The sequence below is a fragment of the Bullifex porci genome (genome assembly GCF_009695635.1).
Lineage (GTDB): Bacteria > Spirochaetota > Spirochaetia > Sphaerochaetales > Sphaerochaetaceae > Bullifex > Bullifex porci.
Window position 1 is genome coordinate 41646 of record NZ_VUNN01000010.1, and the last position, 12690, is coordinate 54335.

A 12690-nucleotide genomic window follows, 5' to 3' on the forward strand; every position below is an offset into this window, starting at 1 on the left:
CTACTCTCCTTTCTTCTTTTTGATGGTAGGTCCATTTAATACTAGCTCCTGGACTAGAGAGAACTTTGAGATAGTAACCTCTGCCACACTACCACCATCTGGTCTAGGGTATAGCTTAATATCCCCTCCACGTGCTCTTAAAAACTGTCTTGAAATTGAAAGACCAATACCAGAGCCATGTATCTTTGTAGTAAAGAATGGGTCAAAGAGCTTTTCTGTATCACCCTTTTTTATTCCATCACCTCTATCACGAATAAAGATATGATATATATTTCTTCTATCAAGAGTTATTTCAACCTCTACCTTTGGATCTCTACCCTCACACGACTCAATTGCGTTCTTTAATAGGTTTTCCAAAACAGATCTAAGTCTATCACGATCGAAGAGAATTGTAGCACTCTTTTGACTTTCAGGAAGCACCTTAATTTCATAAGAAAAAAGAGGAATAAGAGAATTAATCATCTCTACTACATCGATCTCCTCAGGCTGTCCCTCAGGGTTCTTTAAGAAGTCTGAAACTCTATTAGTAAGCTGAATTAGACGCTGAACCTCCTTACTAATGAGCTCAACCTCCTCTAAATATTCACTATCTTTAAGCTGTCTTTTTAATAGTGCAATTTGTATTGTAATAGCAGATAAAGGATTTTTAATTTCATGGGTTAAGGTTCTAGCAGCTTGTCCAAGGTTTACTAAATTCTCCTGTTTAACCATTTGAGCTTTATATCTTCTATTTTCAAGGTATGTTCTAATAACAAACACATATAAAAATAGAATTCCAAGAAGTATTACGACTGTACAAAACATTAATACTTTGATGCTTGTAAGATAGGAAGAAGCATCAAAGGCAATATACATTATCGTTGTGTAATCTATTAATGAGGATGGGAAATAGCGACTTGAATCTCCATCATAGTTAACATCAGAGATAACTAGAGGAACTCTTAAGAGTCTTGTGTACTCCATCGTATTACTCTTAAAGTTTAATCTAATTATGTTGTTATCTTCATTTTTATTAGCTTCCTCACTAATTGAAGCGATAGGAAGCATATTATAAACTTGTCCATATGAGACCATAATAGAGCCTCGTGAGTCATATAGTGCAATACCCTTAACTCTCTTTTCTGATAAAAAGGAGTATGGATTAAAGTTTCCTCTTTGAAGCTCAAAAACAACGTTATTAAAGTTTTTTTCTATCTCATTTACAAGCTTTAAGCGCTCAGTAATAAATAGTGATGAAGCAAGGACTATTACAAGAGTTAATAGTGCTAAGAAAGCAATAGAGAGAGAGGCTATAACAATAAGTCTCTCTCTCTTAGCTCTTGAAAAAAATGATATTAATCTATTCTTCGTTTTCTTTTTCATCATTCATAGCTCAATGCTTCAATAGGATCGAGTCTCGATGCCTTTGCTGCAGGGTACCATCCGAAGAAAATACCTACAAACATACTGAAGCCTAAGGATAGGATTATCGCTCCATAGCTGAAGGATAAATTCCAACCTACAACATTTACTATAGCATAGCTGATGAAAATTCCAAAGCCAATACCCAAAATTCCTCCGATTATAGTCAGTGTAATAGCTTCAACAAGGAATTGTCCTCTAATAACCTTAGGTGATGCTCCTAATGCCTTTCTTATACCAATCTCTCTTGTTCTTTCAGCAACAGAAACAAGCATAATATTCATTATTCCAATACCACCAACCAGCAATGAAATTGCCGCTATTGCAGCTAAGAAGGAAGTGAAGGTACCTGTTACTTGGTCAGCCATCTCAACAATAGAGGCAGCAGAGTATACAAAGAAGTAATCTGAACCGACTAAGTCATTTAGATAGTTTTCAACCTTTTTACTTACATCAATTGCATTTGCACCATCATTAACCTTACAAATATAAGACGAAACCTTGCTCATATTCATAAAGCGCTGTTCAAATGTATTAATTGGAATAAAGATTGAGGAGTTAAAATTTGCTCCTAAGGTCGCTTCCTTTTCTTCAAGTACACCGACAATTAAATATCTCTTTGATTGATTTCTGAATATTGATAGGTATGAGCCAACTGCATTACCCGCTGGAAATAGCTCCTTTGCTATGTCACTACCAAGTATAACAACCTGACGGTGGTTAATATTATCTAAGGCAGTAAAGTAATCTCCATATAAAAGCTCAGTATTCATTACATCAAAATATGTGGAGGTAACACCCTGAACTGAAACTGTTTTAACATCTTGGCCAGAACGAATTCTAGTATTTGATGTATATATTGGAAGTACAGTTTTAATTCCAGAGACATTAGACATCAAGGTATCACCAAATTGAAGATCAAATACATTGCCATCTCTATTATTTCCCTGAGGATAAATTGTTACTAGGTCTATACCACCGATATTCATAGATGATGTAATAGAATCAGTAGCACTTCTTCCTAAATTAAGAATAGCAACAACAGCAGCAACACCAATAATGATTCCAAGCAAGGAAAGTAGTGTCCTAAGCTTATTATGAACCATTGAAGTGAGTGCAATTTTGACATTTTGAAATATCATTAATAGCCCTCCGCGATCCTACCGTCTTTAATATAAACCTGGCTATTACAGCGCATACCAAGCTTCCTATCGTGAGTAACGAATATTACTGTTCTTCCTTCCTCATTAAGCTCTTGGAAGAGCTCCATTATTTGGTCTCCTGTTTTACTATCTAGAGCGCCTGTAGGCTCATCTGCGAGTAAAATAGCAGGATCATTTACAAGTGCTCTTGCAATTGCAACTCTCTGCTTTTGACCACCAGATAGCTCAGATGGAAGGTGCTTCATTCTATCCTTTAAGCCAACACGCTCAAGTAGCATCTCAGCCTTTTCCTTTCTCTCATGTGCACCTACTCCAGCATAAAGTAGTGGTGTCATTACATTCTCAATAGCTGTTTGCTTACCAAGTAGATTAAATTGCTGGAATACAAAGCCAACCTTTTTATTTCTTAAGAAGGCTAACTCATCCTCACTCATATTACTTGTACACTCACCATCTATACGTAAGAAGCCACTAGTAGGAGTATCAAGACAGCCAATAATATTCATTAGTGTACTCTTTCCTGATCCACTAGGACCCATTATTGCAGTAAAGGAGCCTCGTGGTAAGGAAAGCGTTATACCATCAAGTGCCTTTACACAGAAGTCACCAACTATGTAATAGCGCCTAACATTATAAAGCTCTATCACATTATTCATTATCTGCCACCTTGCTTTGAGCCACCACTAGGCATACCCATCATCATGCTACTTGCAGATTTTGTATATGTAAGAATATCACCCTTCTTAAGATCTCCTGAGAGTAGCTGGCAATATCCCTCACCTAAGTATTTAACTCTAATGCTTACAGTCTCTGTTGTTCCCTCTGCATTCTTTCTCTCAACTGTTGTAACACCACCTCTTCCTGTTGTGATAGCAGCCTGAGGAATTAGGAGCATTTGGACATCACCTTCAACTTGTATTGTTCCCTCAAAGCTATAGCCTGGCTTAAGCTGCTTTGGTGGGTTTTCAATTGTAAGCTCTACATCTACAACACCAATACCCTGTGTAGTATAGGTTGCAAGCATAGGAATATATGTAACAACCGCTTCTACTGTTTCACCCGGGAGTGAATCAAAGGTTAAGTAAGCCTTCTGACCTAAAGATACCTTTCCCATATCAATTTCATCAATTTGGACAGTTGCTTTAAGCTTAGAGACATCTACTATAGTCATTACTTTAGAACCAGCCTCAAAGTAGTCCCCTTCACTAACAGATACAGTAGCAACAGTTCCATCGAAGTTTGCAACAAGGTTAGTATATTCAAGATTATTCTCAGCATTCTCAAGCTGAAGCTTTAAGGTCTCTAGCTGAGATGCAGAGCCAGAAAGCTCTGCCTGCTTAATTTGATTTTGAATATTCTTTACTTGATATGTCTGATTTGTATTATCAATAGAAGCTAATAGCTGTCCCTTAGTTACAGTATCACCTTCCTTAACATAAACACCTGTAACAGCACCTGTTGATCTAAACTTTGATTCCTGAGTGTCATATGCTTCAACATAGCCAGAAAGATCAATTACTGAAGTATAAACATTTTCCTCTACTGGAACCTCTACTGTAGTAACAGCTCCAATCATAGCCTGTGCTTTATCTTCAAAATCCTTCTTTACTTTGTTGTAATATGTAATACCAGCTACAATTAATAATATTACTATTAGCCAAGTAATAAGCTTCTTAATTCTCTTCTTTCTCTTTTTAGCATTATATTCATCGCGAATAGCCTTTTCCTGCTTTTCAGATTCACTCATTATTACTTGATCTTTAATTTCAGACATTTATTAAAGTCTCCTATCTCTTATAGATTTAACATCTTAATTTTATTAGAAAGTGTTAGACCATCTAACACAAGAACTGTTTGTGTATACTCATCTAGCTTAACATTAAACTCTGCATCCTCTAGCTCCTGCTTTGTGGCAAGCCCCGCATCGTAAAGAGCCTTAACATTCTCTAGATTAGCCTTTAAATACTCTGTGTTTGCTTTTGTCTGAGTTACATTAAACTCATACTGCAAAACCTCAAGCTGAAGAGCATTATATGACTGTAAATAGCTAGTATATTCTTCAGAAGCACTATTTGAAGCACTAACTAAACTATTTTGTAGCTTTTGTAGCTCTATTTCATCACTTCTCTTTGTAGTTTTATTACTCCAGCTTCCAGATACTGTCACACTAGGAGTGTCAAAGGAATTCTTATTGAAATCATAGGAGGAAGAAAGAGAGGCACCAACAGACCAATTACCCTGTGAGTATGTAGCGCCTGCAGAGGCTGTTAAAGAATTCTTTTCGCTCAAGATATTCTTTGAATTAGCACTCTCAACTCCACCTGAAACCTTTACATTTTGAGGGTTTAATGATGCATTCTTTGAATTAATATTTTCTTTAGCTATCTCTTCATCGATAGTAGCTACGATAACCTTCGTATTTCCTGTAGGAAGTAAGCTTAAAGTTAAATCTGGAGAAGGAAGATTACTAAGACCATCCCAATCAAGATTTGTTGCTTCCTTATATTGGCTCTTTGCAATCTCATATTGCTTCTCATATGCCCTTAATGTGTTCTTTGAGAGCTCAAGCTGGTTAATTAGCTGTTTATATGTAATTGAAGAAGTAGTTATTTGTCCTAAAGCTAGCTTCTCTTTAATAGATTTCTCACTCTTTTCAATTAAATAGTTTTGGTTTTCAATATTCTTTTCAAGATTAACTATAGTCTTTATTGTACTTATGCATGTGTTTTCAAAGGAAAGAAGAGCATATTGATAAGTATATTCATTATTTAATGCTGTCCTAGAGTTTGAAAGAGCAGTTAATACATCCTCATCAAAGCCTGAGAGATCAAAATTATGATCTACTGTAACTTTTGGGGAAAAGCTATAAATTTTTGTGTCATCATAATTTAAGGAAGAAGGAACTGTTGCTGTAATAGTTGTTGAGCCATCATTTGGAAGAACTATTTTTACTGTTGGGGCAACAGTTAAATCAGGTGAAACCTGCGCATTTCCACTTACTGTTATTTGTAATTCATCCTTTAACTCTGATTTCTCCAATGTTAATTTTGAATTAAGATAAGAAAGCTCTGCATTCTGAACACTCTTACTCTCGCTCTTAGCCTTTTGAATTATTTCGTTATAATCAGTAGCATAAAGAGTTGAACAAACCATAATAATTATTATGGATAAAATAATATTTTTCTTCATTGTTTAACCTTTTGTAGAAGTTTAATTGTAGCTTACATAAAAGACAAGGAGTTGATTTGTATTTTTTATGAAGATACTTAATGTTGACATCTCATAATTTACTATTATATTAAAAACTTAAAGGAATTATATTTATGAACGATGATAAAAACCTCTATTTTGAGAGTAAGAAACAAAAAGAGAATGAAAAGCCTGGAATACATAATGATAAAGGAATAAATCCCAATACTAAAAAGAAATTCTCATTTACCATTATCTATTTCATTATCATGTTTATTTTCTTAATCATGATTAATAATATGCTCTTTAAGAGTCATATGGAGCCAATTGAAATTGAGTATTCAACCTTTAAGTCTATGATTAGTCAGGGACAAATTCAGCAGGTTGTATTTAATGAAAACAACTATATTGGTTACTCAATTACAAAGGATGAGGCAAGAGCAACCTTAGAGGAGTATGCAAAGACAAGACAGCTCCCTAATACTATCGATAAATCAATGCTGCTTGCATATCAAACATATAAAATTGATGACCCTACCTTTATTACATTACTCGATGAAAAGGGTGTTCAATACTATGCATCTGCACCAGCTACAACTCCTATTTGGTTAAGCTTGCTATCGACATTCCTTCCTCTAATTATCTTCTTCGTTCTTATGAGAATGCTTTCAAAGCGTTTAGAGGGTGGAGCTCAAAGCGTTATGTCCTTTAACCAAAACAAGAGTAAAATTGTTGCAGAAGGTGATACAGGAGTTCGCTTTGCAGATGTTGCAGGGTGTGAGGAGAGTAAAGCAGAGCTAGTTGAGGTTGTAGACTTCTTAAAGAATGGTGAAAAATATACAAAAATTGGAGCAAAGATTCCTAAGGGTGTTTTATTAGTAGGCCCTCCAGGAACAGGTAAAACTCTACTTGCAAAGGCAGTTGCAGGTGAAGCAGGTGTTCCTTTCTTTAGAATGAGTGGTGCTGATTTCGTTGAGATGTTTGTTGGTGTTGGTGCCGCTCGTGTTAGAGATTTATTTAAGCAAGCTAGAGAGAAGGCTCCTTGTATTATTTTTATCGATGAAATTGATGCGATCGGTAAGCAGCGTTCTGCTAGCTTAGGTGGAAATGATGAAAGAGAGCAAACTCTTAACCAGTTGCTAGTAGAGATGGATGGCTTTGATTCAAGAAGTGGAGTAATTATTCTTGCAGCTACTAACCGTGCTGAAATTCTCGACCCTGCTCTATTAAGACCTGGTCGTTTTGATAGACAGGTATTAGTTGATAAGCCTGATTTAGAGGGTAGACTTGCTATTTTAAAGATCCACTCATCAAAGCTAATCCTTGATAATAGTGTTGATTTAAAGAAAATTGCACAGGGCTGTGCAGGCCTAGCAGGTGCAGACCTTGCTAATATATGTAACGAAGCAGCACTACTAGCTGTAAGACGAAATAAGGAAAAGGTCTCACAGCTAGAGTTTGAAGAGGCTATAGAGAAATCTATTGCAGGCTTAGAGAGAAAGGGAAGAATCATGAATGAAAGTGAGCGAAAGCGTGTTGCTTACCATGAAACAGGACATGCTCTCACAGCATACATGACTAAGGGTGCTTCTCCTGTAAGTAAGATTTCTATAGTACCTCGTGGCTTTGGAGCATTAGGATATACACTTCAATACCCTACTGAGGATAGATTCCTTCTTAGTGAGGGAGAGCTTCTAGGCTCTATAGATGTACTTCTTGGAGGTAGAGCTGCTGAGGAAATTACCTTTGGTGATATCTCAACAGGAGCAAGTAATGATATCTCAAGAGCTTCAGACCAAGTTAGAAAGATGATTTGTGACTATGGTATGTCTGAACGCTTTAAGAATCTTACACTTCCTAAGAGCTCAAGTGGTATCGAAGGTGTAGCAGGTGGCAGAGAATACTCTGAAGATACTCAAAAGTATATTGATGAAGAAAGTGAAAGGAGAATAAGTGAACGCTACTCTATTGTATTAGCAAATCTTAAGAAGAACTGGAAGGCTCTTGATGAAATTGCTAAAAAGCTTTTAGCAGATGAAGTTATTGAGCAAGATGAGTTCGAGAGACTTGCAAAAGAGTATGTGATTATTGAATAATATATCGTTATGATCAAAACAAAAATTGAAGATAAAGAACTACTAAATCATATTGCATCCCTACCGGAAGACGGAAGGGATGTATTTTTGCTCTCTGATGGTCAAGTAAGAGTCACAGCAATTAGTGCAACAGAAACTATTAACCAAATGAGAGCTAATCATAAAACTGGCTTGCTAGAAAGCTATGTACTTGGCCAAGCCTATATTGCAGGCTTGCTATTAACCTCTATGGTTAAGGGAAATGATAGAATCCAGCTACAAATTGAATGTGGAGGTCCTATAAAGGGTATTAGCATCGAGTCTTGGGCTTGTGGTGCTGTAAGAGGTTATCTACTTGAAAACCCTATTAAATTAAGTAAGCCTCTAACAACTCTAGATACTTCATTACTCTATGGACCAGGCTTTATTACTATTTCAAGAATACTTGAAGGCTCAAAGGAGCCTGTAAGTGGAACCTGTATGATGCAAACTGGAAATCTTGCTAATGATCTTGCACTCTTTTTTAATGAAAGTGAGCAAACACCTACTCTATTTTATATTTCACTTGATTTTGATAGAAATGGTAGAATCGTTGGTGCAGGTGGTCTTTTTATCCAAGCATTACCTGGCTGTAGTGATGAAGTATTAGAAAAGCTTCAGGAGCATTGTAAGAGCCTACCAAGCTTAGGTAGAGCAATAAGTGAAAAGGTAGAGATATCAAGCTACATTACATCTAACTTTGCTCAATTTTCACCAAGACTTCTAGAAACAAGCCATATAGGCTTCTCATGCCCTTGCTCAAGAGAGCATTTTGAAGGATACTTAGCTAAACTACCACAGAAGGAAAAAGAGGAGATCCTGAAAGGTACCTTCCCTCTGGAACTCGAGTGCTTTAATTGTGGTAGCGTTTATAGTTTTACAAAAAGCGAATTGGAAGCGCTTTTTGAGAAGGAGAATAAATGATTTACTTTGCACAAAGTAGCCAAAACCAAACCGACTTAATAGTTAAAGAAGCAGAAAGAGCTGGTGCTGAGAGAGTAAAGGCTACAGCCTCTGGTGTTCAGTTTTCTGGGTCTCTCGAGGTCGGCTACAGATTTTGCTTAACAACAAGAATTGCATCAAGAGTACTTCAGGCACTTTATTTTGATGAACACATCTCAAGTCCTGATGAGCTATATGAAAAGTGTAAGCTTATACCTTGGGAGGAGTATATCGACCCAAGTAAGACCTTCCAGCTTACACAAACTGTTCAAGCATGTAATTGGATTAAAAACTCACACTTTGCTTCCTTAAGAGTTAAGGATGCTATCGTTGATAGAATTAGAGAACACTTTAATGAGGAGCGTCCAAGTGTAGATACAGATAATCCAGATATTACCTTCCACCTACATATTAAGAGCGAAAAGGTTATTATCTACATCGATTTCTCAGGTGAAGGCTTATTCAAGAGAGGATATAGATCTGATAGCACAGATGCTATCTTAAAGGAGCATTTAGCTGCTGCAGTTCTCTATAGAAGTGATTGGTATAAGACAGTTTTAGATAGTAATCCTGGAGTATTCCTTGATCCATTCTGTGGCTCAGGCACTTTAGTTGTTGAAGCTGCTTTGCTTGCACGAGATATTGCACCAGGCTTAATTAGAAAGCAGCCATATGCCTTTGAAAAGCTTTCCTCCTTTGATGCAGAGATATATGAAAAGGTTTTATCAGAATTAAGTGAAAGAGCTGAGGAAGCTAAGAATAGAGAGATAAAGATTTATGCATCCGACATCTCAAGAACCGCTGTAGAGATTGCAAAGGCAGCAGCACTAAAGGCTGGTGTTTATGATGATATCACCTTCTCTGTAAAGGACTTTACACTCTTTACTAGTGAAGATGTTCCATCCTCTAAGGGCTATATTGTTACAGATCCTCCATATGGAATTAGAATGAAGGATTTTGATGAATCAAAGCTATACAGTAAGCTTGGTGCCATTTGTCAAGAAAACTTTAAAGGTTGGAAAATATCTATCCTCTGTGGTGATAGCGAGCTCTTATCATTAATTGATATGAAGCCTGAAAGAACTAACTCTCTATTTAATGGTGGTATTCTTTGTCAGCTTGCTCACTACTCTGTTTTCTCAGATGAAGAAAAACAGGAGCTAATTCAAAGAGCAATAAAGAGAAGAGAGGAGCGTCTAGCTCAGCCACTCTCTGAGGGTGCTCAAATGGCTTATAATAGACTTAAGAAGAACCTTACTGAGCTTAAGCCTATTATGGAAAAAGAGGGTGTTACCTGCTACAGAATATATGATGCTGATATGCCTGAGTACAGTGCAGCTATTGATATGTATGAGGGTAAGTGGATTAACCTTCAGGAATATGCTCCACCAGCAACTATTGAAAAGGAAGCAGCAGAGAGAAGATTAAATGAGCTTGTCCTTGCAACTGAAAGAGCTACAGGTATTGATATTGAGAATATTTATATCAAGCAGAGAAAGGAGCAAAAGGGAAAGGACCAATATAAAAAGCTTGCATCAAAGAATAAGTTCTATCTTGCAAAGGAAAATGGAGTTCAATTCCTTGTTAACTTTACTGACTACCTTGATACAGGTATTTTCCTAGATCATAGACCAATTAGAAAGTTTATTCAGGAAAATAGTAAGGATAAGAGATTCTTAAATCTCTTCTGCTATACAGCAACTGCTACACTCGATGCTGTTAAGGGTGGTGCTCTTTCAACAACTAGCGTTGATGCATCCTCTACATACCTTGATTGGGCTATGGAGAACTTTAAGATTAATGGATACTCAACAGATATCGGTAACTTCTTCTACAGAAGTGATGCTCTTGATTATCTATGGGACACATTTGATCGCTTTGATCTTATCTTCTGTGACCCACCAACCTTCTCTAATAGTAAGAGCAGAGATACCTTTGACGTCCAAAGAGACCACTCAAGATTAATAGATGCATGTATGATGCACCTAGAAAAGAATGGTATGCTTATCTTCTCTAATAACTTTAGACGCTTTAAGATGGATGATTATATCTTAACAAAGTATAGTGTTGAGGATATCACACCAGCTACTATTGGTTCTGATTTCGAAAGAGATCCTAAGATCCATAAGTGCTTTATCATAAAGCATAAGGTTAAGGTTGATTTAGGAACCAAGAGAGTAATAAAGGTTAAAATGTGATAACAAAGGCAGTCAGAAATGGCTGCCTTTTATAATAGCTATTGACACAAAGCGAACAAATGTTCTCTAATATAAGAAAAGGAGAACAAATGTTCGCTTATGAATAATACGAAGAAAATAATTCTAGAAAAGGCATTAGAGCTATTCTCAACAAAAGGATACGATGCAACAACTGTAAGAGAAATTGCAAAGGAAGTTGGCATTACTCAAAGCTCACTATATAAGCACTATAAATCTAAAGAAGATATTTTTATCTCTATCTTTAATGAAATGAAGAGCCGCTACGATGAGGAAAGTAGTAAGGATAGTATCCACATTACTAATGATAGCTTATCAGATGGAACTCACTTTAGTGCGATGAATAGAGAAACAATTGCTGACTCTGTTATTAATTTAATTAACTACTCAATCGATGATGAGTTTGTTTCAAGAACTCGTAAGCTAATTACTATTGAACAATTTAGAAATAAAGAGATATCAAAGCTCTATACTCAGCGCTATGTTGATCGCATGGTTGATTACCATAAAGCATTATTTTCAATCTTCAAGGAGAAAGGTCTTTTCTTTGCTCCTGATATCGATTCAGCAGCTCTTCAATATACAGCTCCAATCTTTACTTTACTTGGCATAATCGATAGAGAGAGCGATAAAAGAGAAGAGTGCATTAATCGATTAAGAAAGCATGTAACAAGCTTTATCGAATTCTATAGCAATGGGAGATTATAAGATGAAGTCTAGATATAATATTGCTTCAAAGCTTTTAATATTCTTTAACCTATTTATAGGGCTTGGCGCAGTTTATGGCTCAACTATGATGTTCTTAGCACCAGATGGACACCTACTTAGGATGGAAGCGCTCCTTCCATATTTTGAAGCCTTACCGCTTCATGAATATCTATATCAGGACTATATCTTTCCTGGTATTGCTCTTCTTTTAATAAATGGAATTCCTAATTTAGTTTCATCATACTTTATTATAAAAAAGAAAAACTGTGGAAATATAATTAGTATGGTATCTGGAGTATTATTAAATCTTTGGATTATCATCCAGCTAGTTATATTTCCTTCAAACTTCCTCTCAAACACATACTTTATCTTTAGCTTTATTCAATTCTTCTTAGCATTTATGACCTTTGCCTTTTATTCTCAGGAGCACATAATCTTTGATTTAAATAATTATAAAAATTTAAATAAGAACCCTAAAAAAGCTGTAGTCTTCTTTTCTAGAGTTGGATACACAAAGCTCCTTGCTTATGAAGAAGCTAATAAACAAGGAGCAACAATTATTGAAGTAAAAGCAAAGGAGAGAACAGAGGGTACACTTGGCTTTTGGTGGTGCGGCCGCTTTGCTATGCACCATTGGCCAATGGAGATAGAGAAAATTGATTTATCTACCTTTGATAGCGTCACAATATGTACCCCTATTTGGGTATTTGCAATATCATCCCCAATTAGAAAGCTATGTATAGATAATAAAAATAAGGTTAAAAATGTTTCATATATCATTAACCACTTTAACCCTCTCCTTTATAAGAGTGCAGTTAAAGAGATGGATGAATTACTATCTACAAAGCATAAAAATGCCACTAGTGTAACAAGTAGAATTGGAAGGGTGAGAAGAATTAAAAACATTTTAATTTGAAAATCTCTATTTATTATTGCTAGATAAATCTTCAATAAAGA

The 12690-nt window shown here is 36.0% G+C and carries 10 protein-coding genes; 5 read left to right on the plus strand and 5 right to left on the minus strand.

The window, feature by feature from the left end; all coding sequences use genetic code 11:
- Genes FYJ80_RS06245 through FYJ80_RS06265 form a run of 5 tightly spaced genes read right to left on the minus strand, consistent with a single transcriptional unit; the run spans position 1 to position 5753 of the window.
- Positions 1–1362 (minus strand): sensor histidine kinase, encoded by a 1362-nt coding sequence (locus tag FYJ80_RS06245; RefSeq protein WP_206360995.1) that lies wholly within the window; start codon positions 1360–1362, stop codon positions 1–3.
- On the minus strand, positions 1362–2543 hold the full coding sequence (locus FYJ80_RS06250; protein WP_154425348.1) for an ABC transporter permease: 1182 nt from the start codon (positions 2541–2543) through the stop codon (positions 1362–1364). Before FYJ80_RS06250 ends, FYJ80_RS06245 begins: the two co-directional genes overlap by 1 nt.
- Positions 2543–3223 (minus strand): ABC transporter ATP-binding protein, encoded by a 681-nt coding sequence (locus tag FYJ80_RS06255; RefSeq protein WP_276986705.1) that lies wholly within the window; start codon positions 3221–3223, stop codon positions 2543–2545. Before FYJ80_RS06255 ends, FYJ80_RS06250 begins: the two co-directional genes overlap by 1 nt.
- On the minus strand, positions 3220–4338 hold the full coding sequence (locus FYJ80_RS06260; RefSeq protein ID WP_154425350.1) for an efflux RND transporter periplasmic adaptor subunit: 1119 nt from the start codon (positions 4336–4338) through the stop codon (positions 3220–3222). The genes FYJ80_RS06255 and FYJ80_RS06260 overlap by 4 nt, the downstream gene beginning before the upstream one ends.
- Before the next feature lie 20 nt (positions 4339–4358).
- A complete protein-coding gene (locus FYJ80_RS06265) occupies positions 4359–5753 on the minus strand; it encodes a TolC family protein (protein WP_154425351.1) in 1395 nt (464 codons plus the stop codon).
- A 134-nt stretch (positions 5754–5887) separates the two neighbouring features.
- On the opposite strand from FYJ80_RS06265, the gene ftsH reads away from it, so the two are divergent.
- From ftsH to FYJ80_RS06290, 5 genes are all read left to right on the plus strand, one after another.
- Positions 5888–7849, plus strand: a complete 1962-nt coding sequence (gene ftsH, locus FYJ80_RS06270; protein WP_154425352.1) for an ATP-dependent zinc metalloprotease FtsH — start codon at positions 5888–5890, stop codon at positions 7847–7849.
- Positions 7850–7858: 9 nt separating this feature from the next.
- On the plus strand, positions 7859–8791 hold the full coding sequence (locus FYJ80_RS06275; RefSeq protein WP_154425353.1) for an Hsp33 family molecular chaperone HslO: 933 nt from the start codon (positions 7859–7861) through the stop codon (positions 8789–8791).
- Complete coding sequence (gene rlmKL / locus FYJ80_RS06280) at positions 8788–11007, plus strand: bifunctional 23S rRNA (guanine(2069)-N(7))-methyltransferase RlmK/23S rRNA (guanine(2445)-N(2))-methyltransferase RlmL (RefSeq protein WP_154425354.1); 2220 nt, start codon at positions 8788–8790, stop codon at positions 11005–11007. Before FYJ80_RS06275 ends, rlmKL begins: the two co-directional genes overlap by 4 nt.
- Positions 11008–11106: 99 nt before the next feature.
- Positions 11107–11733 (plus strand): TetR/AcrR family transcriptional regulator, encoded by a 627-nt coding sequence (locus FYJ80_RS06285; protein ID WP_154425355.1) that lies wholly within the window; start codon positions 11107–11109, stop codon positions 11731–11733.
- A gap of 1 nt (position 11734) precedes the next feature.
- On the plus strand, positions 11735–12649 hold the full coding sequence (locus tag FYJ80_RS06290; protein ID WP_154425356.1) for a hypothetical protein: 915 nt from the start codon (positions 11735–11737) through the stop codon (positions 12647–12649).
- The last annotated feature ends 41 nt before the right edge of the window (positions 12650–12690 follow it).